Origin of the sequence: Cupriavidus sp. WS, assembly GCF_000395345.1 — a bacterium.
Classification (GTDB): domain Bacteria; phylum Pseudomonadota; class Gammaproteobacteria; order Burkholderiales; family Burkholderiaceae; genus Cupriavidus; species Cupriavidus basilensis_B.
The window spans coordinates 1-21,872 of record NZ_AQPL01000393.1 but is presented as its reverse complement, the minus strand read 5'-3'; the positions used below and the strand labels follow the sequence as shown (position 1 = coordinate 21,872).

General features: G+C 70.8%; 18 protein-coding genes. 13 read left to right on the top strand and 5 right to left on the bottom strand.

Annotated features, from left to right (window positions below):
* From K206_RS0127915 to K206_RS0127905, 3 genes are all read right to left on the bottom strand, one after another.
* The coding region (locus K206_RS0127915) for a transglutaminase family protein (RefSeq protein WP_029044171.1) at window positions 1-1,837 on the bottom strand (1,837 nt) is incomplete at its 3' end.
* A gap of 158 nt (window positions 1,838-1,995) precedes the next feature.
* On the bottom strand, window positions 1,996-2,727 hold the full coding sequence (locus K206_RS0127910; RefSeq protein ID WP_043367174.1) for a tetratricopeptide repeat protein: 732 nt from the start codon (window positions 2,725-2,727) through the stop codon (window positions 1,996-1,998).
* A 207-nt stretch (window positions 2,728-2,934) separates the two neighbouring features.
* Window positions 2,935-3,744: an IclR family transcriptional regulator gene (locus K206_RS0127905; protein ID WP_020205667.1), complete on the bottom strand. Its 810-nt coding sequence runs from the start codon at window positions 3,742-3,744 to the stop codon at window positions 2,935-2,937.
* 178 nt (window positions 3,745-3,922) lie between these two features.
* Between K206_RS0127905 and K206_RS0127900 the strand changes: the two genes are divergently transcribed.
* From K206_RS0127900 to K206_RS0127885, 4 genes are read left to right on the top strand one after another with little or no spacing between them, the layout of a single operon-like run.
* The gene (locus tag K206_RS0127900; protein WP_020205666.1) at window positions 3,923-4,699 is read left to right on the top strand and encodes an ABC transporter substrate-binding protein; all 777 of its coding nucleotides are present in this window, start codon (window positions 3,923-3,925) and stop codon (window positions 4,697-4,699) included.
* 6 nt (window positions 4,700-4,705) lie between these two features.
* Entirely contained in the window at window positions 4,706-5,377 is a 672-nt protein-coding gene (gene ehuD, locus K206_RS0127895) for an ectoine/hydroxyectoine ABC transporter permease subunit EhuD (RefSeq protein WP_020205665.1), read from the top strand.
* On the top strand, window positions 5,374-6,159 hold the full coding sequence (locus tag K206_RS0127890) for an amino acid ABC transporter ATP-binding protein (RefSeq protein ID WP_020205664.1): 786 nt from the start codon (window positions 5,374-5,376) through the stop codon (window positions 6,157-6,159). The genes ehuD and K206_RS0127890 overlap by 4 nt, the downstream gene beginning before the upstream one ends.
* Window positions 6,156-7,469, top strand: coding sequence for an FAD-binding oxidoreductase (locus K206_RS0127885; protein WP_020205663.1), 1,314 nt, complete (start codon window positions 6,156-6,158; stop codon window positions 7,467-7,469). The genes K206_RS0127890 and K206_RS0127885 overlap by 4 nt, the downstream gene beginning before the upstream one ends.
* A gap of 30 nt (window positions 7,470-7,499) precedes the next feature.
* On the opposite strand, the gene K206_RS0127880 is transcribed toward K206_RS0127885, so the two are convergent.
* Window positions 7,500-8,192 (bottom strand): MarR family winged helix-turn-helix transcriptional regulator, encoded by a 693-nt coding sequence (locus K206_RS0127880; RefSeq protein WP_020205662.1) that lies wholly within the window; start codon window positions 8,190-8,192, stop codon window positions 7,500-7,502.
* A gap of 250 nt (window positions 8,193-8,442) precedes the next feature.
* Between K206_RS0127880 and K206_RS0127875 the strand changes: the two genes are divergently transcribed.
* A complete protein-coding gene (locus K206_RS0127875) occupies window positions 8,443-9,447 on the top strand; it encodes a Bug family tripartite tricarboxylate transporter substrate binding protein (protein ID WP_020205661.1) in 1,005 nt (334 codons plus the stop codon).
* An 80-nt stretch (window positions 9,448-9,527) separates the two neighbouring features.
* Complete coding sequence (locus tag K206_RS0127870) at window positions 9,528-11,096, top strand: sulfatase-like hydrolase/transferase (protein WP_020205660.1); 1,569 nt, start codon at window positions 9,528-9,530, stop codon at window positions 11,094-11,096.
* Between the two features lie 9 nt (window positions 11,097-11,105).
* On the opposite strand, the gene K206_RS0127865 is transcribed toward K206_RS0127870, so the two are convergent.
* Window positions 11,106-12,041 (bottom strand): LysR family transcriptional regulator, encoded by a 936-nt coding sequence (locus tag K206_RS0127865; protein ID WP_020205659.1) that lies wholly within the window; start codon window positions 12,039-12,041, stop codon window positions 11,106-11,108.
* 269 nt (window positions 12,042-12,310) lie between these two features.
* Between K206_RS0127865 and K206_RS0127860 the strand changes: the two genes are divergently transcribed.
* From K206_RS0127860 to K206_RS0127830, 7 genes are all read left to right on the top strand, one after another.
* On the top strand, window positions 12,311-14,356 hold the full coding sequence (locus K206_RS0127860; protein WP_020205658.1) for a hydantoinase/oxoprolinase family protein: 2,046 nt from the start codon (window positions 12,311-12,313) through the stop codon (window positions 14,354-14,356).
* Between the two features lie 3 nt (window positions 14,357-14,359).
* On the top strand, window positions 14,360-16,123 hold the full coding sequence (locus K206_RS0127855; protein WP_020205657.1) for a hydantoinase B/oxoprolinase family protein: 1,764 nt from the start codon (window positions 14,360-14,362) through the stop codon (window positions 16,121-16,123).
* Entirely contained in the window at window positions 16,120-17,313 is a 1,194-nt protein-coding gene (locus tag K206_RS0127850; RefSeq protein WP_020205656.1) for a CaiB/BaiF CoA-transferase family protein, read from the top strand. Before K206_RS0127855 ends, K206_RS0127850 begins: the two co-directional genes overlap by 4 nt.
* On the top strand, window positions 17,310-18,125 hold the full coding sequence (locus K206_RS0127845; RefSeq protein ID WP_020205655.1) for an enoyl-CoA hydratase-related protein: 816 nt from the start codon (window positions 17,310-17,312) through the stop codon (window positions 18,123-18,125). Before K206_RS0127850 ends, K206_RS0127845 begins: the two co-directional genes overlap by 4 nt.
* A gap of 112 nt (window positions 18,126-18,237) precedes the next feature.
* On the top strand, window positions 18,238-19,611 hold the full coding sequence (locus tag K206_RS0127840) for an MFS transporter (RefSeq protein WP_020205654.1): 1,374 nt from the start codon (window positions 18,238-18,240) through the stop codon (window positions 19,609-19,611).
* Window positions 19,612-19,653: 42 nt separating this feature from the next.
* A complete protein-coding gene (locus K206_RS0127835) occupies window positions 19,654-20,595 on the top strand; it encodes a hydroxymethylglutaryl-CoA lyase (RefSeq protein ID WP_020205653.1) in 942 nt (313 codons plus the stop codon).
* Window positions 20,592-21,770 (top strand): fumarylacetoacetate hydrolase family protein, encoded by a 1,179-nt coding sequence (locus K206_RS0127830; protein ID WP_029044168.1) that lies wholly within the window; start codon window positions 20,592-20,594, stop codon window positions 21,768-21,770. Before K206_RS0127835 ends, K206_RS0127830 begins: the two co-directional genes overlap by 4 nt.
* Window positions 21,771-21,872: the final 102 nt, after the last annotated feature.

The window sequence follows — 21,872 nt, the reverse complement described above, 5'->3', positions numbered from 1 at the left end:
CGGCTCCGCCAGTTGTCCCGCCAGTTGTCCCGCCAGTTGTCCCGCCAGCTGCGCCGCCAACCGCACCGCCCGCCCCTTCCGCGCCCGTCGACCCCGGCCCGGGCCACTGCGCGCGCCACTGCGCGCCGGTGGGCAGCGGCGCGCGCTGCGCGAACGGGTCCTGGTCGAACTGCCACGGGTAATCGGCTTCGCTGACCCAGGGCAGCGCGTCGAGCGGCAGGCGGTAGCCCATCGGCGAATCGCCGGGCAGCAGGTACATGCGGTCGTCGCGGAAGAACCACGGGCCGCTGATCCAGCGCTGGCCGTGCAGGGCCGGCGCATCCTCCTCGCCGGCGCGGCGCAGCGGCAGCACGTAGCCCGTCACCTGCGCCAGCCCCGCGCCGAACACGCGGCGCAGGCGCATGCGCTCCATCTCGTCGTCCAGGCGCGACTCCAGCGGATCGACGTTGACCGGCAGGCGCCGCTCGCGCCACAGGTAGTACCAGGCATCTTCATAACCTGGCTGCACGAAAGCGGAGTCGAGGCCGAGCGTGCCGGCGAGGCGGTCGAGGAAGCGGCGCGCGTCGGCGTCGCTGTAGTTGCCCGGCTCGCGCTCGTCGGCGAACAGCGACGGGTCCTGCCAGCACGGCTGGCCGTCGGCGCGCCAGCAGATCGACAGCGCCCAGCGCGGCAGCTGCTCGCCCGGATACCATTTGCCCTGGCCGAAGTGCAGGAAACCGCCCTTGCCGTAGCGGTCGCGCAGCTTGTGCACCAGTTCGGTGGCATAACCGCGCTTGGTCGGCCCGAGCGCGTCGGTGTTCCATTCGGCGCCGTCGCGGTCCCTGACCGCCACGAAGGTGGGCTCGCCGCCCATCGTCAGGCGCACGTCCTGCGCCTCGAGCCGGCGGTCGACCTCGGCGCCCACGCCGGCCACCGCCTGCCACTGTGCCTCGGTATAGGGCTTGGTCACGCGCGGCGACTCGTAGACGCGCGTGATCGACATCTCGTGGTGGAACTCCACCTCGCTCTCGTCCACCGCGCCGCTGACCGGCGCGGCGCTGCCGGGCTCGGGCGTGCACGCCACCGGGATGTGGCCCTCGCCGGCCAGCAGGCCGGAAGTGGGATCGAGCCCGATCCAGCCCGCGCCGGGCAGGTAGACCTCGCACCAGGCGTGCAGGTCGGTGAAGTCGGCCTCGGCGCCGCTGGGGCCGTCGAGCGCCTTCACGTCGGGCGTGAGCTGCAGCAGGTAGCCGGACACGAAGCGCGCCGCCAGCCCGAGGTGGCGCAGCGTCTGCACCAGCAGCCAGCCCGAGTCGCGGCAGGAGCCGGCGCCCGACGCCAGCGTCTGCTCCGGCGTCTGCACGCCCGGCTCCATGCGGATCAGGTAGCGGATGTCGTGCTGCAGGCGCTGGTTCAGGCCCACCAGGAAATCGATGGTGCGCTGGGGCGCGCGCGGGATGCTGTCGACGAAGGCGGCGAAGCGCGGCGTCGCCTCGCCCTTGACCAGGTAGGGCGCCAGCTCGTGCGCCAGGCCCGCGTCGTAGCTGAACGGGAAGGCTTCGGCGTAGGGCTCGAGGAAGAAGTCGAACGGGTTGTAGACCGCCATCTCGACCACCAGGTCGACGGTGATCTTGAACTCGCGCGTCGGCTCGGGGATGACCAGCCGGGCCAGGTAGTTGGAGAACGGGTCCTGCTGCCAGTTGATGAAATGCTGCTCGGGCTCGATGCGCAGTGAATAGGAAAGGATCGGGGTGCGGCAGTGCGGTGCGGGCCGGAGCCTGACCACCTGCGGCGAGAGCTTCACCGGCCGGTCATACCGGTAGTGGGTGACGTGATTCAGTGCGACGTGCGTTGCCACAAAGGCCTCCCATTGGCGCAGTATTTGTGCCGTTTCTCGTAAGCAAGAGTTGTACCGCCCCGCCGCCCGGGAACCGGGCGCGGCGGCCGGAATACGCCACCGCCGGCCGCCGCCGGCGTGGCATGCCGCCATGCGAGCATAGCCAGACTACGCCGTCATTACATGCCGCCGGCCTGCTGCCTGGCCTTGAGCCCCTCCTCGAGCAGCGAGCGCAGCTTGGCCAGCGCGCCGGGATCGCCGTGCGAGGCCGAGCGCGCGTACCAGATCTTGGCCTGCTCGATGTCCTTCTCCACCACGCCGGGCTCGCCGCGCTCGTAGTAGCTGGCGACGATGTACTGCGCGTCGCCGTCGCCGGCGGCTGCCGCGCGGCTGTACCACGCGAAGGCCTGGCCATAGTCGCGCGCCACGCCGCGCCCGGTGAAATAGTTGGTGGCCAGCGCCACCTGGGCCTGCACGTGGCCGCCCTCGGCGGCGCGGCGGTACCACGTGTTGGCCGCTTCGAGCGAGCGCGGCACCAGGTCGCCGTGCTCGTACAGCTCGCCGAAGGTGAACTGGGCGTGGGTCATGTCGTTGTCGGCCGCGCGGCGCAGCCACGTCAGCGCCTCCTGCTGGCGCACCGGCGTGCCCTCGCCGCGCAGCAGCATCATGGCGTAGTTGAACTGCGCCAGCCGGTTGCCCTGCTGGGCCGCCCTGGCGAAGTCGCGCAGCGCGGCGTCGAAGGCGCCGGCGTCGTAGGCGGCCACCGCCTGCTGCGTGAGCGCCTGCGCCGGAGCCGGCGGCCGCGGCGCGGCCCGAGCCGCCGGGGCGGCGCAGACGCTGAGCGAGAAAGCCAGAACGGCAGCCGCCGCGGCGGATGCCAGCAAGGGGGAAAGACGGCGAAAAAGCGGCATGGCAGGCTCCCGGCAAGACACACGCTGACTCCACGTCTCGAGTGTAAGCCTTGCGCGGCGCCCGGGCGCGGCCGCCATCCCGCCAGGAGCCCCCGCGCCGCCGCCATGCCGGCGGCGGGCGCAGGCATGGGTACGCCGGCCCGGCATCGCGCATGGCCGGCGCAGGGCGGCGGCCGGGACCGGCGGCCAGCCCCGCGCGGCGGCGCGCTAGCCCAGCGCGCGCACCGAACTGCTCACGGCACGCGCGCATTGCAGCAGCGGCGGCGCGAGCTTGCGCTCGGCTTCCTCGCGCGTCCAGCGGCTGGTCGGCGCGACCACGTGCACCGCGCCCAGCGGACGCCCGTTGCCGCCGATCACCGGCGCGGCGATGGTCATGTCGCCCAGGAACAGCTCCTCGCAGTTGACCGCGTAGCCACGCTGGCGCGCCTCGCGCAGCACGGCCAGGATGTCGTCCACCTGCGTGCGGGTATGGACGGTATGCGCGATCCGCTGCGCGCGCCCGATCGCGGCGAGCGCGTCGTCCTCCGGCAGCGCGCTCAGGTAGGCGCGGCCCGAGGCCGTGCAGTACATCGGGATGCGGCTGCCGATCGGCATGTGCACCGGCACGAAATGCGCGCTGACGAACCGCGCGATGTAGACCATGTCGAGCAGGTCGGGCTCGGTCAGGCACGAGGTCTCGGTCGTGACCTTGGTCAGCTCCGACAGGAAGGGGTTGGCCACCTCGATCAGCGGATTGGCCGCCAGGTAGTTGAAGCCGATCTCCATCACGCGCGGCGCGAGCTGGTAGCGCCGCGTCTGCGGATGCCGGCGCAGGTAGCCCAGCTGCTCGAGCGTGAAGACCATGCGCTGGGCCGAACTCTTGTTGATGCCGGCGGCCTCGGCCACGTCGGCGATGGTCATGGTGCGGCGCTCGGCGCTGAACGCGCGCAGCACGGCCAGCCCTTTTTCCAGCGACTGGTTGAACAGGAGGCTGGGCGTTGCATCGGCTTCGGGGGACGGCAGGGGGGAGGCGGGCATGGCGATGACAGTGACGAATCAGGCCGAAGAATCGCATATCGATTCTTAAAGCGCAATTACTTGTTAACACCAATTAATTTTTGATCCATGAAAATTGAAAATTGGCATGTTCGTTGCATGAAGCCGTGAGCTGCCCCCGCCTGGGCACCTTTTTGTCCCATCTGCCAGGAGTGTCCGTATGTCCCGCTTTTCGATCTCGCGCCGCACTGCACTGATCCTGTGCGCCGCCGGCACCATTTTCTCCGTCCTCCCGGCCGCCCGCGCCCAGGGCACGCCGCCGGCCTACAACGTGGGCGCCACCGCCACCGGGGTGCCGTTCACCTTCCTGGACGTCAAGACCAACACCATCCAGGGCATGATGATCGACACCGTCACCGCGGTCGGCAAGGCGGCGGGCTTCGGCGTCAACGTGCAGCAGACCGGCTTCGCCGCGCTGGTGCCGTCGCTGACCACCGGCAAGATCGACATCATCTCGGCCGCCATGCTCAAGACGCCGGCGCGCCAGCAGGTGGTGGACTTCAGCGACCCGGTCTACTCCTACGGCGAAGGGCTGATCGTCAAGAGCGACGACAACAAGCCCTACGCCTCGCTCGACGAACTCAAGGGCGAGGTGGTGGGCGCCCAGGTCGGCACGGTGTTCCTGGACATGCTCAACAAGAAGGGCATCTTCAAGGAGGTGCGCAGCTACGACTCGGTCGCCGACATGACGCGCGACCTGGCGCTGGGCCGTATCAAGGCCGGCCTCGGCGACCAGCCCATCATCGCGTACCAGCTGCGCCAGAACGCCTTCCAGGGCGTGAAGCTGGCCGCCGGCTACAAGCCGGTCAACGTGGGCGACGTGTGCCTGGTGGTGCGCAAGGGCGACGCGGAGATGCTGGCCCGCATCAACAAGGCCATCGCCCGGATCAAGGCCGACGGCACGCTGGCGGGCATCGTGCAGAAATGGGGCATGTGAGCCGCGATGGAAGCCGCCAACTTCTTCCAGCAGGCGCGCGATTTCCTGCCGATCCTGCTGCAGGGGGCCATCGTGACCGTGCAGGTGACGGTGCTGGCCTTCCTGCTCAGCAGCGCCATCGGGCTGGCCCTGGCGCTGCTGAAGCTGTCGCCGGTGCGCGCGCTGTCGTGGGGCGCGGCGACGGTGATCAACGTGATCCGCGGCCTGCCCATCATCGTGCAGCTGTTCTACATCTACTTCGTGCTGCCCGACATCGGCATCCACCTGACGGCGTTCCAGGCCGGCGTGATCGGGCTCGGCATCGCCTACTCGGCCTACCAGGCGGAGAACTTCCGCGCCGGCATCGAAGCGGTCGACCCGGGCCAGCGCGAAGCCGCCCAGGCGATGGGCATGCGCCCCGCGCTGGTGATGCGCCGCGTGATCCTGCCGCAGGCCTTCCGCATCGCGCTGCCGCCCTATGGCAACACGCTGGTGATGATGCTCAAGGATTCGTCGCTGGTGTCCACCATCACGGTGGCGGAAATGACGCGCGCGGGGCAGCTGATCGCCTCGTCGACGTTCCAGAACATGACCGTGTACACGCTGGTCGCCCTGCTGTACCTGCTGATGAGCCTGCCGCTGGTGTTCTGCCTGCGCCGGCTGGAGCGGCGCCTCGGCGCGGGGAGAAAGAAGACATGATCCACATCCACGATCTGCACAAGCACTACGGCGACCACCACGTGCTGCGCGGCGTCGGCCTGCACGTCGACCGCGGCCAGGTGGTCTGCCTGATCGGGCCCTCGGGCTCGGGCAAGTCCACCGTCCTGCGCTGCATCAACGGCCTGGAGTCCTATGACGGCGGCGAGATCCTCGCCTTCGGCGAGCGCGTCGAGCGTGCCGGCAAGGGCATCCACCACCTGCGCAGCCGCATGGGCATGGTGTTCCAGCGCTTCAACCTGTTTCCCCACCGCAGCGTGCTGGAGAACGTGATGGAAGGACCCGTGTACGTGCAGGGCGAAAGCCGCGACAAGGCGCGCGGCGAGGCGCTGGCGCTGCTGGAGAAGGTCGGCCTGGCCGCCAAGGCGCACGCCTGGCCGGCCCAGCTCTCGGGCGGGCAGCAGCAGCGCGTGGCGATCGCCCGCGCGCTGGCGATGAAGCCCGAGGCCATGCTGTTCGACGAACCCACCTCGGCGCTCGACCCGGAACTGGTCGGCGACGTGCTCGAAGTCATGCGCGATCTCGCGCGCGAAGGCATGACCATGATCGTGGTCACGCACGAAATGGGCTTCGCGCGCGAGGTGACCGACCGCGTGTGCTTCCTGCACAGCGGCACCATCGTCGAAGAAGGCACCGCCGAGCAGGTGCTGGGCGCGCCGCGCCAGCCGCGCACGCAGGACTTCCTGCGCCGCGTGCTGCACAAGCCCGCCGCGGCCACCACGGCCACGGCGGCCACGGCGGCCACCACGGGAGCGGCAACATGAGCGCGGCCACGCTGACCGGCGGCGGCGCCGGGGTTGCCGCGCCCCTGCCGCCTTCGCTGTGGGCCGCGACCGCGCCGCCCGCGCCGGCAACCCCGCCGCTGCGCGAATCGCTCGCCACCGACGTGCTCGTGGTCGGGGCCGGCTTCACCGGCCTGTCCACCGCGCTGCACCTCGCCGGGCACGGCGCGCGCGTGTGCGTGCTCGAAGCCAGCGAGCCCGGCTGGGGCGCGTCCGGGCGCAATGGCGGCCAGGTCAATCCCACCCTCAAGTACGATCCCGACGAACTGGTGCGCATGCTCGGCGCCGCGCGGGCCGAGCCGCTCATCGACGCGGTCTCGCGCTCGGCCGACCTGGTGTTCGACCTGATCGCGCGCCACCGCATCGACTGCCAGCCGGTGCGCAGCGGCTGGCTGCAGCTGTCCTATTCCTCGGCGGCGCTGCCGGCCATGCATGCGCGCGCCGCGCAATGGGCGCGCCGCGGCGTGCCGGTGGAGATGCTCGAGCGCGCCGAGGTCGCCCGGCGCGTGGGCACGCAGGCCTTCGCCGGCGGCTGGCTGGACGGGCGGGCGGGCGCGGTGCAGCCGCTGGCGTACACGCGCGGACTGGTCAGGGCGGCCCAGGAAGCCGGCGCCGCGGTGCACGGCGGCACCCAGGTCACGGCGCTGGAGCGGCAAGGCACGCAGTGGGTGGCGACCACCTCCACCGGCGCGCAGGTGAGCGCCGCGCAGGTGGTGATCGCCACCAATGGCTACACCGGCGCGCTGTGGCCCAGCCTGGCGCAGACGGTGCTGTCGGCCAACAGCTTCATCGTCGCCACGCGCCCGCTGCGCGGCGCCGAAGCGCAGGGCATCCTGGCACGCGGCGAAACCGCCTCGACCTCGCAACGGCTGCTGCTGTATTTCCGCCGGGACGCGCAGGGCCGCCTGCTGATGGGCGGGCGCGGCTTCTTCGCCGACCCGCGCGGCCCGCAGGACTTCGCCCACCTGGAGCGCTCGCTCGCGCTGCTGTTCCCGCAGCTCGGCCCGCTCGAATACGCGTACCGCTGGGGCGGACGCATCGCCATCACGCGCGACTTCATGCCGCACGTGCACGAGCCCGCGCCCGGCGTGACCGTGGCGCTGGGCTGCAACGGCCGGGGCGTGGCGCTGTGCACCAGCCTGGGCAAGCACATGGCGGCGCGCATCGCCGGCAAGCCGGACCCGTTCCCCTATCCGGTCACGCCGGTGACGCCGATCCCGCTGCACGGCCTGCAGCGCTTCTATATAGCGGCGGGAGTGGCGTGGTACAGCCTGCTGGACAAGCTGGGCTGAACGGCGGCGCAAGGGATGCCGCCAGGCGCCTCACGTCCGGCGCCACCAGTCCGGCGGCGCCGGCGCAGGCATGGGTACGCTGCTCGGCAGCGTCCCGGCCTGCGCCAGCAGGACTTCCGCCTCGGCGTGCAGGCGCGCCAGGCAGTCCGCCAGCACGCGCGCCTCGTCCGCCGACAGGCAGCCGGCCAGGCGGGCATTGAACGCCCGCGCCTGATCGAAGGCCCGCCGGTAGACCGCCTCGCCCTCGTCCGTCAGCGCGAAGGCCGCCGCGCGCCGGTCCTGCGCGCGCGTGTCGCGCCGCACCAGCCCGCGCGCCATCAGCGCGTGCACGGCGCGGCTGGCCAGCACCTTGTCGAGCCCGGCGCTGCGCGCCAGCTCGGTCAGGCGGATGCCAGGCTGCTCGCCGAGGAAGGCCAGCATGCGCCACTCGCGCCGGCTCACCCCGGCGGCGGCGCGCAGGTGCAGCCCGCTGGCATTGAGCGCCACGCGGCTCAGGTGATAGAGGCGGTAGTTGAGGAAATCGGCGAGGCGGGCCGGATGCTGCAGGATGTGGCCGGGGTCGGCAGGATCGGCGGGGTGGTCGGCTCGGCTATCCGGGCTGTCCGTGCAATCGTCCGCGCCGTTGGCCGCGCCATTGTCCCCGCAGTCAGCCGCGCAGTCGGCCGGGTCCGCGCCGCGCCGGCCTGCGCCGCCCGTTTCGCCATCGTCCGTGGCCTGCTTCATGCCGCACCCGCAAAATTGGTTGATTTTGTCAATTATATGGGCCGGTGTTAGCGTCCGTGGCACACAGAAACCGGCACGCCGCGGGGCATCCGCGCCGGCGCCGGGTACGGTCCGGCGGCGCCGGGGCAAGGCATGCCGGGCGCGGATCGATGCGCGCAATCCTTCGTTGGCGCACCGCGGCCGTACCGATAAATTGGCCGGCCCCGGGGCTGCTCCCGCCGCGCCTGCCGCCGACCCCACAGGAGACTCCATGACCCTCGCCAGACTGCTGCGCGCCCTCGTTCCCTCCCTCGTTCCCGCCCTTGCCGCCGCGGCCGCCCTGCTGGCCATCGCGCCGGCCGCCCCGGCGCTCGCCCAGGGCGAGCGCCCGCTGCGCATCCTGGTGGGCTACCCCGCCGGCGGCACCGCCGACCTCGCCGCGCGCCTCGTGGGCGACAAGCTGCGCGAGACGCTCGGGCAGACCGTGGTGGTCGAGAACAAGCCCGGCGCCGGCGGCCGGCTGGTGATGGACTACGCGCGCGGCCTGCCCGCCGACGGCAACACGCTGGTGGTGGCCAACTCGGCGGTCATGACCATCGCCCCGCTGGTCTACCGCAAGCTCAACTACGACCTCCGGCGCGACTTCGCGCCGGTGGCGCAGATCGCCAACTTCCAGCTCGCGCTGGCCGCCGGGCCCGGCACGCCGGCGAAATCGCTCAGGGAATACATCGACTGGCTCAAGGCCAGCCCGGCCAAGAACAACTCCTACGCCTCGCCCGCGCTCGGCAGCATCCCGCACTTCTTCGGCCTGCTGTTCGGCAAGCAGGTCGGCGTGGAGATGCTGCACGTGCCGTTCAACGGCTCGGCGCCGCTGATGAACGCGCTGGTCGGCGCCCAGGTGCCGGCCTCGGTCGACACGCTGGCCGACCTGGCCGAGATGCACCGCGCCGGCAAGATCCGCGTGCTGGCCAGCTCCGGCACGCAGCGCTCGGCCGCCCTGCCCGACGTGCCGACGTTTACCGAGCTCGGCTACAAGGACATCGAAGGCGTGGGCCGCTACGGCTTCCTGGCGCCGGCCGGCACGCCGCAGGCCACGCTCGATCGCCTCAACGCGGCCATCGTCCAGGCGCTGCGGTCGCCCGACCTGCGCGAGCGCTTCCTCAGGCTGGGGCTGGAGCCGCAGAGCGGCAGCGCCGCGCAGTTCGCCAAGGTGCTGGCGGCCGACGCCAGCCGCTGGGGCCCGGTGGTGAAAAGCTCCGGTTATACGGGCGACTGAAAAACATCAGGACGTTTCGATCCCATGTTATTCGTCGCATCGATATGCATAACGCCCACGCCAACCGACCTCAAGCTGCCATGACCGCCCGCAACACGCTCTTCATCATGTGCGACCAGCTGCGCCAGGACCACCTGGGCTGCTACGGCCATCCCACGCTGCGCACGCGCAATATCGACGCCCTCGCCGCGCGCGGCGTGCGCTTCACCAGCGCCTTCGTCACCTCCGGCGTCTGCGGGCCGAGCCGCATGAGCTTCTACACCGGGCGCTACCCGAGCAGCCACGGCGCCACCTGGAACCGCGTGCCGCTGTCGCTCGGCGAAGTCACGCTCGGCGAATACCTCAAGGACAGCGCCCGCGCGCTCGCGCTGGCCGGCAAGACCCACGTCATGCCCGACAACGCCAACCTCAGGCGCCTGCATCTCGACGGCGGCAGCGAGCTGGAAACGCTGCTGCGCAGCGGCCACTTCGTCGAGGTCGACCGCCACGACGGCCACCACGCCGAGCCGCGCGGCGCCTATGCCGGGTGGCTGCGCCGGCAAGGCTACGACAGCGCCGACCCGTGGACCGACTACGTCATCAGCGCCGAGAACGCGCGCGGCGAGATCGTCTCCGGCTGGCACATGCGCAACGCCGGGCTGCCCGCGCGCGTGGCCGAGCCGCATTCGGAAACCGCGTACACGGTCGGGCAGGCCATGCAATACATCGCCGCGCGCGGCGACGACCCGTGGGTGCTGCACCTGTCGCTGGTCAAGCCGCACTGGCCCTACATGGCGCCCGCGCCCTACCACGCCGCCTACACGCTCGACGACTGCCTGCCGCTCAGGCGCCACGACGCCGAACTGGAGAACCCGCACCCGGTGCTCGACGCCTACCGCACGCAGGAAGAATGCGCCAACTTCATGCGCCGCGAAGTCTCCGACACCGTGCGCCCGACCTACCAGGGCCTCGTGCAGCAGATCGACGACCGCCTCGGCGAACTATGGGAACAGCTCGAGCGCCTGGGCCGCTGGCAGGACACGCTGATCGTGTTCACCGCCGACCACGGCGACTTCCTCGGCGACCACTGGCTCGGCGAGAAAGAGCAGTTCTACGACACCGTGCAGAAGATCCCGCTGATCGTCTACGACCCCGCGCCCGCCGCCGACGCCACGCGCGGCAGCGCCGACGCGCGCATGGTCAGCGCCGTCGACGTGGTGCCCACCGTGCTCGACGCGCTCGGCCTGCCGCCCGCCGACCACCGCGTCGAAGGCCGCTCGCTGCTCGACCTCACGCAGGCGCGCGCAGGCGAAGGCCGCGGCGCGTGGCGCGGCTTCGTCGTCTCCGAACTCGACTACGCCTACCGCGGCGCGCGCGTGGCGCTGGGCCGGCACCCCGGCGAATGCCGCGCCTGGATGGTGCGCGACGCGCGCTGGAAATACGTGCACTGGCAAGGCTTCCGCCCGCAGCTGTTCGACCTCGAAAACGATCCCGACGAGTTCTTCGACCTCGGCGCCGACGCCGGCTTCGAGCCCGTGCGCTCCGCCATGCGCACGCATCTGCTCGAGTGGTTCTGCACGCTCAAGCCGCGCACCACCGTCACCAGCGAGGAGGTCGCGGCGAAGACCAACGTCCATAAGCAGGCGGGGGTGTTTTTTGGGGTGTGGTGAAGGCGCGCCTCACCGCACCGCGCCACGCTCCAGACACAAGTCGATGAACTTCTGCACCGGCTGCATCAACGTGGAACCGCGCCGCGTCGCGATGCCGTAGGGCGGCCCGCGCCGCTCGACCGGGATGGCGAGGATGGCGATCAGGCCGTATTCCGCGAAATACTCCGCCACCTTGAGCGGCATCAGGCCGACCGTGCCCGCGCCGGAGCGCAGCAGCGACAGCGTGGCGAACGTCGATGAGGTCTCGATCGCGTAGCGCGGGAACGGCAGGCCGCCGTCCTCGAACAGCTGCTCCAGCAGCGAGCGCATCGGCAGCGTGGCCTGCGGCACGATCCACGGATTGGCGGCGATGTCGGCCAGCGTGATGGACGGATCGCGCGCGAGCGGGTCGGCGCCGTCCACCACGAAGCACACTTCCTCGGTATCGAGCGGCACGAAGTCGTAGGCGTCGGGATGCACGCTGACGCTGGGGCGGCCGATCACCAGGTCGAGCAGGCGCTGGTCGAGCATCGATAGCAGCCGCGCGCTGTTGTCTTCCCACACTTCCACCGAAATATCGGGCTGCACCTCGCGCAGGGTCTTGAGCATCGGCGTGAGCCACACCGGCACCGATCCCATCACCGCGCCCACGGCCAGCGTGCCGCCACCGCCGCGCATGATCGCGGCGAGCTCGTCGCGCAGCGCGCCGACCTCGGCGCGCATCACGCGCGCGTGGCGGATCACGCAGCGGCCCATCTCATTGGCGACGATGCCGCGCGGCGAGCGCGCGAACAGGTCGGCGCCGAACATCGCCTCGATCTCGCGCAGCGACTTGGTGGTGGCCGGCTGCGACAGCGACACCTGGTTGGCCGCCTTGCGCAGCGAGCCGTGGTCGTCGAGCGCGATCAGCAGCGCGATGTGATTGCCGCGCAGTCTCCTCAGGATCGCATCGATACTGGTTATCACCGATATAACTCCACTGTCTCACGTGATCGGAAGTTTTCATTATCTGCACGCTGCCCGTGCCTTCTACATTGCAGCATCGGCAGCCGCCGGCGCGAAAGCGCGGCGCGCGGCAGCGATCCAGCGGCCGATCATAGCCCAACACGTGGCCGCTGGCCGGACGGCGCGACAGCATGCGGCGATGCTGCACCGCAGCGCGAACGGTTCCCCGACTGACTGCGACGGGAGCCGCGAGTTCCGCATCGAGATGCCAGCAAATGGAGATAGGCAAAGTGAGAAGAATTGGAATCGACGTCGGCGGCACCTTCACCGACGTGGTGATGGTGGACGACGACACCGGCCGCATCTGGTCGACCAAGGTGCCGACCACGCCAAAGGACCGCGTGGTCGGCACCGTGGAGGGGTTTCGCAAGATCCTGGAGATCTCGGGCACGGCCAGCGCCGACGTCTCCTTCCTCGGCCACGGCACCACGATGGCGACCAACATGGTGGTCGAGGGCACCGGCGCGAAGACCGCGCTGGTCACTACGCGCGGCTTCCGCGACATCCTGGAGCTGCGGCGCGTGTCGCGCCATGACCGCGCCGACCTCTACGATCTGCTGTTCGACAACCCGCGCGCGCTGGTCGAGCGCCGCTGGCGCCTCGAAGTCACCGAGCGCCTGCGCTACGACGGCGAGGTCGAGACGCCGCTGGACCACGACGAGCTGGTGGAGATCGCCGAGCGCATCCGCGCCTCGGACGTCGAGGCGGTGGCGGTGTGCCTGCTGCACGCGCACGTCAACCCGGCCCACGAGCGCGCCGTGGTCGACACGCTGCGCCGGCTGCTGCCGGGCCGCTTCATCAGCGCCTCGCACGAGGTCAACCCGGAGGCGATGGAGTACGAGCGCGCCAGCTCGACCGTGATCAACGCCATGCTGGGCCCGGTGTGCGGGCGCTACATCGGCCGCCTGACCGACGCGCTGGCGGAGCTGGGCTTCGCCGGCAAGTTCCTCTTCATGCAGTCCAACGGCGGCCTGGCCAGCCCGGCGATGGTGGCCGACCGGCCCATCGTGCTGCTCGAGTCCGGCCCGGCCGGCGGCGTCAGCGCGGCGATCCGCAACTGCGAGAAGAGCGAGCTGCGCAACGCCATCCTCGGCGACATGGGCGGCACCACCTTCGACGTGTCGCTGATCCGCGAATTCCGCCCCGAGATCCGCAACAAGAGCCTGCTGCACACCTACACCGTGCGCTCGCCCAGCATCGACATCGACTCGGTCGGCGCGGGCGGCGGCTCGATCGTGTGGATCGACGCCGGCGGCGGCGTGCGCATCGGGCCGGCCAGCGCCGGCGCCGATCCCGGCCCGGCCTGCTACGGCCGCGGCGGCAAGCACGCCACCGTGACCGACTGCAACCTGGTGCTCGGCTACATCGACCCCGACAACTTCCTCGGCGGCGAATTCCAGCTCGACGCCAAGGCGGCCTGGCGCGTGGTCGAGGAGGTCATCGCCCGCCCGCTCGGCATGAGCGTGCCCGAGGCCGCGCAGGCGGTGCGCTCGGTGGCCAACGCGCTGATGGCGCAGGCGATCCGCATCATGACCGTGGAGCGCGGCTACGATCCCCGCGAGTTCTCCTACATCTGCTACGGCGGCGCGGGCCCCGTGCACGCGGTCGACCTGGCGCAGGAGATGGGCATCCGCCGCGTGGTGATCCCGCCGCTGCCGGGCCTGTTCAGCGCCTTCGGCATGACCGTGGCCGACCAGCAGTACGACTACCAGAGCCCGGTCGAGTGCGACCTCGCGCAGTGCGACGACGCGCGCCTGTCCGGCGAGCTCGACGACCTGCTCGCCATCGGCACCGACGAGCTGCGCCGCCACGGCGTGGATCCGCGCGACGTGCGCGCGGTGCGCCTGGCCGACTGCCGCTACGCCGGCCAGCCCGACGTCATCACCGTGGCCGTGCAGGACGGCGAAGCGGGCCTGTGCGAGAGCCTGGCGCGCGAGTTCGAGGCGGCGCACCAGCGGCAGTGGAATTTCATCAGCAAGGACAAGCCCGTGGTGGTGGCCAACCTGCGCCTGCAACTGATCACCGCGACCGGCTGGCGCGGCGGCGTGACGCAGCCCGACGGCCTCGGCGAGGCCCGCGCGGTGCGCACGCGCGACGTGTATTTCGACGGCGGCGTGCGCACGCTGCCGGTGTTCGCGCGCAACGAGATCCCGGTCGGCGCGTGCATCGAGGGTCCGGCCGTGATCGAGGAGCACAGCAGTTGCGCGGTGCTCAAGGCGTCGCACACGGCGCGCGTGGACTCGGACCTCAATCTTGTGATCGAACTGGCAGCCTGACTCATGGATATTGTTACCTACGAAATCATCCGCAGCAGTCTCTTCGCCATCGCGCGGGAGATGAAGATCGCCATGATGCGCACCGCGGGCAGCCCGCTGATGCACGCCAGCGGCGATTCCTCGGCGGCCATCTTCGACGCCGACATGCAGCTCGTCGCCCAGGGCAACGACATCCCCACCATGCTGGGCTCGGCGGTCATCTCGACGCGCGTGTCGGTCGAGACCATCGGCCGCGACAACCTGCGCCCCGGCGACGTGATCGTCAGCAACGACGCCTACGTCGGCGGCGGCAACCACCAGCCCGACGTGCAGTTCACGCGCCCGGTGTTCGTCGACGGCAAGATCGTCGCCTTCGTGATGACGCGCGGCCACTGGACCGACATCGGCGGCCAGACCCCGGGCAGCTACACCGTCACCACCTGGGACGTGTTCGCCGAGGGCATCCGCATCCCGCCGGTGCTGCTGTACCGCAACGACGAGCCGGTGCGCGACATGCTGGAGATCCTCACGCGCAACAGCCGCAACGCGCACGAGCTGATCCTCGACATCCAGGCCCAGTACGCGGGCACCTTCGTCGGCGACCGCCGCATCGCCGACCTGGTCGGCAAGTACGGCGCCGAGGCGCTGCGCGACGTGATGCGCCAGAGCCTGGACCATTCGGAGAAGCTGATCCGCGCGGAGATCGCCCGCATCCCCAACGGCGTGTACGAGGCCGAGGAATACCTCGACCCGATCGAGGCGCCGGGCTGGAAGCAGGAGCGCCCGCTGCTCAAGGTCAGGATCACGGTCGAGGACGACCACATCACCTTCGACTACAGCGGCACCGGCGCGCAGGTGCGCGGCGGCATCAACTGCCCGCTGTCCGTCACCTGCAACAGCACGTGGTTCACGGTCAAGGCGCTGACCGACCTGAGCATCCCCATCAACCAGGGCTGCTACCGGCCCGTGACCATCATCGCGCCGCCGGGCAGCGTGCTGAACTGCGAGTACCCGGCCTCGGTGGTGTCGGGCAACACCGAGACCTCGCCGCGCGTGATCGACCTGCTGCTCAAGGCGCTGGCGCCGGCGGTACCCGAGCGCATCACCGGGCAGAGCAACTGCGCGTCGTGCGCCGGCATCTTCAGCGGGCGCGACACCGACGCGCAGCGCGTGCGGCAGACCGGCCAGCCCTTCGTCACCATGCATGACGTGCACGCCGGCGGCATGGGCGCGCGCGCCGGCAAGGACGGCGTGAGCGGCATCCGCGTCTACGTCGGCAACGCGGGCAGCCAGTCGGTCGAGATGATCGAGCGCACCTCGCCGCTGACGGTGGAGGAATGGTCGCTGGTGACCGACAGCGGCGGCGCGGGCCGCCGGCGCGGCGGGCTGACCTCGCGGCGCGTCTACCGCGTGGCCTACGACGAGGCCACCTTCACGGTGTCCGGCGAGCGCGGCCGCTCGGCGCCCGAGGGCCATTTCGGCGGCCTGCCCGGCACGCGCTTCCAGTGCACCGTGCGCCGCGCCGACGGCAGCGAGCACAAGGTGCCGGCCAAGGGCGGCCAGACCGTGGTCTACCGCGGCGACCGCGTGGTGGTGCAGCCGGCCGGCAGCGGCGGCTACGGCGACCCGCTCGAGCGCGAGCGCGAGCGCGTGCTGGCCGACGTGGCCGACGGCTACGTCAGCGCGCAGGCCGCGCGCGAGTTCTACCGCGTCAACACCGGCGCAGGCGCCGGCGCGCCCGCCGAGGAAACCGGCGCGGACGCCGCGCTGGCGGTGGCGGACCAATGAGCGCCGCGGCGGACATGGACCGGCCGCTGCCGCTGGCGGGCGTGTGCGTGGTCGAGATCGGCCACAGCCTGGCCGCGCCCTATGCCGGCATGATCCTCGGCGCGCTCGGCGCCGAGGTCATCAAGATCGAAAGCGCGCAGGGCGGCGACTACGCGCGCGACTGGGGCCCGCCGTTCGTCGACGGCGCGGCGGCGCTGTTCCACGCCGTCAACCACGGCAAGGCCAGCATCGCGATGTCGCTGTCGGACCCGGAGCAGGCCGCGCGGCTGCGCGAGCTGATCCGCGAGCGCGCCGACGTCGTGCTGCAGAACCTCAAGGCCGGCGGCACCGAGAAATACGGGCTGGGCGCCGAGGCCATGCTGCGCGACAAGCCCTCGCTGGTGTACTGCAATCTGGGCGCGTTCGGCAGCAGCGGGCCGTGGCGCGACAAGCCGGGCTACGACCCGCTGGTGCAGGCCGTGGCCGGGCTGATGAGCTTCATGGGCGGCCCCGGCGAGCCGCTGAGCCGCATCCCGGTGTCGGTCAACGACATGGGCACCGGGCTGTGGGCCGCCATCGGCGTGCTCGCGGCGCTGTTCCGGCGCCAGGCCAGCGGCGCGGGCGAGATCGTCTCGGTGTCGCTGTACGAGACCGCGATCGCCTGGGGCGGCATCCAGATCGCCGACTACCTCGCCTCGGGCGTGCTGCCCGGGCGCTGGGGCTCGGGCACCGCGGCCATCGTGCCGCACCAGGCGTTCGCCTGCGCCGACGGCACCATCATGGTGGCGGCCGGCAACGACCGCCTGTTCCGCCGGCTGTGCGAGGTGCTCGGCACCAACGCGCTGGCCGACGACCCGCGCTTCGCCACCAACGGCGCGCGCGTGAGCCACCGCGCCGAGCTGATCGCGCTGCTGCACGAGGCGTTCGCGCGCGCCGGCAGCGCGCACTGGCTGGCCGCGCTCGACGCCGCCGGCATCCCGTGCGGGCCGATCCAGACCCTCGACCAGGTGGTCGCGCACGCGCAGACCGAGGCGCTGGACCTGCTGCGCACCACCGACGACGGCGCCGCCACCGTGGTCGGCCTGCCGGTCTCGTTCGGCGGCCAGCGCCCGGCCGCCACCGGACGCACGCCGAAGCTCGGCGAACACAATCATCTGCTGGCGGGCACGCACACGCACGTGCCCGCGCACCTGCAACAGGAGACACCATGAAAATCGCATCGCACCTCGGCCCCGCGCCGCTGGACACCCTGCGGCTCGAAGAGATCGACGCACAGATACTCGTGATCCAGCTCAACCGGCCCCAGGTTTCCAACGCCATCAGCACGCCGATGGGGCACGAGCTGCTGCGCGTGTTCGGCGCGCTCGAGGCCGACCCGTCGCTGTACCGCTGCGCCATCCTGACCGGCGCCGGCGAGCGCGCGTTCTGCGGCGGCGCCGACCTCAAGCAGCGCGAAGGCATGACCGACGCGCAGTTCGGCGCGCAGCACTACCTGTTCGAGCGCATGAACCGCGCCATCACCAGTTGCCCGCTGCCGCTGATCTGCGCGGCCAACGGCTCGGCGGTGGCGGGCGGGCTGGAGTTGCTGCTGGCCTGCGACTTCGCCTACGCGTCGAAGACCGCCGTGTTCGGCTTCACCGAGGTCAAGCGCGGCATCATGCCGGGCGGCGGCGGCACCCAGCAATTGCCGCGTACCATCGGCACGCGGCGCGCCAAGGAACTGATCTTCCGCGGCGCGCGCTTCAGCGCGGAGCAGGCGCTGGCGTGGGGCGTGGTCAACCACCTCAGCGAGCCGGGCCGCGTGCTGGCCGACGCCATCGACGCGGCGCGCGACATCTGCACCAGCGCGCCGCTGTCGGTCACGCAGGCCAAGAAGGCGATCGACCTCGGCATGCAGAGCGACCTGCACACCGGGCTGTTCGTCGAGATCGAGGCGTACAACCGCCTGATCCCGACCGCGGACCGCCTGGAAGGCATCAGCGCCTACAACGAGAAGCGCCAGCCGGCGTTCAGGGGGTGCTGACGCGCAAGGCAGGAAACACCGGCCGGCCATGACCGGCCGGCCCACGGCGGCGCCACCGGGCGCCGCCGGAGCATCATCAAGCAACAGCCGGCACCGACCGGAGGAGACAACGATGAACCACAACAGCGCCAGCCTCGGCGACCCGCAGGCTCAGAGCACCTACAGGAAGATCACGCTCAGGCTGATCCCGTTCCTGTTCCTGTGCTACGTGTTCGCCTTTCTCGACCGCATCAACATCGGCATCGCGCAGCTCGACATGAAGCAGGACGTCGGCTTCAGCGACCTGACCTACAGCATCGGCGCCGGCATCTTCTTCGTCGGCTACGTGCTCATGGAAGTGCCCAGCAACCTGCTGCTGGCGCGCATCGGCGTCAAGCGCACCTTCTCGCGCATCATGATCCTGTGGGGCCTGATCGCCGCCGCCACGGCCTTCGTCACGCTGCCCGCGCACCTCTACACCATCCGCTTCCTGCTCGGGCTGGCCGAGGCCGGGCTCTATCCGGGCGTGATCTTCTACCTGACGCGCTGGTACCCGGTGGAGCGGCGCGCCAAGGTGATCGCCATCTTCACCTGCGCGACCGGCATCGCCGGGCTGCTGGGCGGGCCGCTGTCGGGCTGGCTGATGACGCACTTCGACGGCGCGCACGGCATGCAGGGCTGGCAGTGGATGTTCATCGTCGAGGGGCTGCCGGCCACGGTGCTGGGCATCCTCGCCATCTTCTACCTCGACAACGGCCCGCAGGAGGCGCGCTGGCTCAGCGACGGCGAGAAGGCGCTGGTGTCCCGCGACCTGCACCGCAGCTCGGCGGTGAGCGAGACCCACAGCGAGCACACCTTCGGGCGCGCGCTCACCGATTTCCGCGTGTACGTGATGGGCTTCGTCTGGTTCACGCAGATCGCCGGCGTGTTCGCCATCGGCTTCTGGCTGCCCACGCTGATCAAGAGCTCGGGCGTGTCCAGCCCGCTGGAGATCGGCTGCTATTCGGCGATCCCCTACTTCGTGAGCTGGGTGGCGCTGATCGCGCTGAACCGCCATTCCGACCACACCATGGAGCGGCGCTGGCACTGCGCCCTCGCCATGCTGTGCGGCGCGGCGGGGCTGTTCGCGGCCGGCCTCATCAACGGCAACCTGGTGCTGTCGCTGGTGGCGCTGTCGGTGGCCACGGCCGGCATCCTGGCGCCGAACCCGCTGATCTGGGCCATCTCCACCGACTACATCCGCGGCAGCGGCGCGGCCGGCGGCATCGCCGTCATCAACTGCGTGGGGCTGCTGGGCGGCTTCGTCAGCCCGATGATCATCGGCTCGATCAAGACCCTGACCAACAGCATGGCCGGCGGCCTCGGCGCGATCTCGCTGCTGATGGTGCTGGGCGCCATCGCCGCGATCGTGTTCGCCCCGCGCACCTCCTCCGCGCCGGTGGCCGCGCCGGCCGATGGCGGCGCGCGGGCCGCGGACGACGCCGCGCCGGCCAGCGCCGCGGTATAGCAGGTCAATCGCAATCACGGTAACGGGACAGAGAAGACAGTCATGACGACAAACGACACGGCACAGGTCCGCGAGGTGGGCCTGCGCGACGGGTTGCAGATGGTGCGCACCATCCTCACGCCGGCGCAGAAGCTCGCATGGTGCGCGCGCATGGTGGCCGCGGGCTGCACCGAGATCGAGGTGACTTCGTTCGTGCCGCCGCAGGTGGTGCCGCAGTTCGCCGACGCCGGCGAGGTGGCGCGCGGCGCGCTGGCAATCCCCGGCCTGCACGCCGCCGCGCTGGTGCCCAACCTGAAGGGCGCGCAGCGCGCGTTCGAGGCCGGCCTGCCCAAGGTCCACTACGTGCTGTCGGCCAGCAACGCGCACAACCTGAAGAACGTCCGGCGCACCACGGCTGAGTCCGCCGAGGACTTCGCCCGCATCGTGGCCGCGCGCGACGAAAGCGGCCGGCACGTGGTGCTGGGCGCCGGCGTGGCCACCGCGTTCGGCTGCACCATCGCCGGCGAGGTGGACGAAGGCACCGTGCTGGCGCTGGTGGAGACGCTGCTGGAAGCCGGCGCCGAGGAAATCACCATCGCCGACACGGTCGGCTACGCGCATCCGGGCCAGGTGCGCGCGCTGATGCGCAAGGTGCGCGCGCTGGCCGGCGAGGTGCCGCTGGCCTGCCACTTCCACGACACGCGCGGGCTGGGGCTGGCCAACGTGATCGCCGCGCTCGACGCCGGCGTGCGCTGCTTCGACGCCTCGCTCGGCGGCCTCGGCGGCTGCCCGTTCGCGCCCAACGCGACCGGCAACATCAATACCGAGGACACCGTGTTCCTGCTCGAGTCCGAGGGCCTGCACACCGGCATCGACCTCGACGCGCTGCGCGAAATGCGCGAGACGCTGGCCGCGTGGCTGCCCGGCGAGCCGTTCACCGGCGCCATCGCGCGCGCCGGCCTGCCCAGGACCTTCGCACCGCGCCCGCGCGCGGCCCTGTCATGAGCCCCGCCGACGCATTGCGCTGCCTGCCCGACGACCTCGATCGGGCGCTGCTGGCCGGGCGCGTCTGGCGCCGCGCCGGCGCTCACGAAGGCCCCTGCGTGGTCGCCGTGCGCGGCGGCGAAGCGTTCGACATCACCGCCGCCGTGCCGACCACGGCCGACCTGTTCGACCGCGCCGACGCGGCGGACATCGTGCGCCACGCGCCCGGCGAGGCACTCGGCCCGGCCGCGGCGCTGCTGGCCGCCAGCGCGCCCGGCGCCGCCGGCAACGCGACGCGGCTGCTGGCGCCGTGCGACGTGCAGGCCATCAAGGCGTGCGGCGTGACCTTCGCGGTCAGCCTGATCGAGCGCGTGATCGAGGAACAGGCCGGCGGCGACCCCGCGCGCGCCCGGGACGTGCGCGAGACCATCGCCGCGCTGATCGGCGCGGACCTGTCGAAGATCAAACCCGGCTCCGAAGCCGCGCGGCGGCTCAAGGCCGAACTCGAGCGGCGCGGCGCGTGGTCGCAGTACATGGAAGTCGGCATCGGCCCCGACGCCGAAGTGTTCTCGAAATCGCAGCCGATGTCGGCGGTCGGCTTCGGCGCCGACGTCGGCCTGCATCCGGCCTCGGTGTGGAACAACCCGGAACCGGAGATCGTGCTGGCGGTGAACGCCGCCGGCCAGCCGGTCGGCGCCACGCTCGGCAACGACGTCAACCTGCGCGACATCGAAGGCCGCTCCGCGCTGCTGCTCGGCAAGTGCAAGGACAACAACGGCTCATGCGCGATCGGCCCGTTCGTGCGGCTGTTCGATGGGCATTTCACGCTGGACAGCGTGCGCCACGCCAACGTGTCGCTGCGGGTGGAAGGCGCCGACGACGGCTTCGTGCTGGAAGGCGTGAGCCACATGGCAGAGATCAGCCGCGATCCGGCCGATCTGGTCGCGCAGACCTGCGGGGCGCATCACCAGTATCCGGACGGATTCATGCTGTTCCTCGGCACCATGTTCTCGCCGATCAAGGATCGCGATGCGCCGGGCGCCGGCTTCACGCATCATCTCGGTGATGTGGTGACGATCTCGGCGCCCGCGCTTGGCGCGTTGGTCAATACAGTGAGGTTGAGTACGGAGATTGCGCCTTGGGCCTTCGGTGTGCGGGCGCTGTACCGCAATCTGGCGGAGAGGGGGGTTTTTTGATTTTTAGTGTTTTTTTATTCAAATATTTTACTTCAAAGTCAAAGGCTTAAATTCAAAGTCAACTTCAAAGTCAAATTCAACTTCTTAACGTCAACTTCAAAG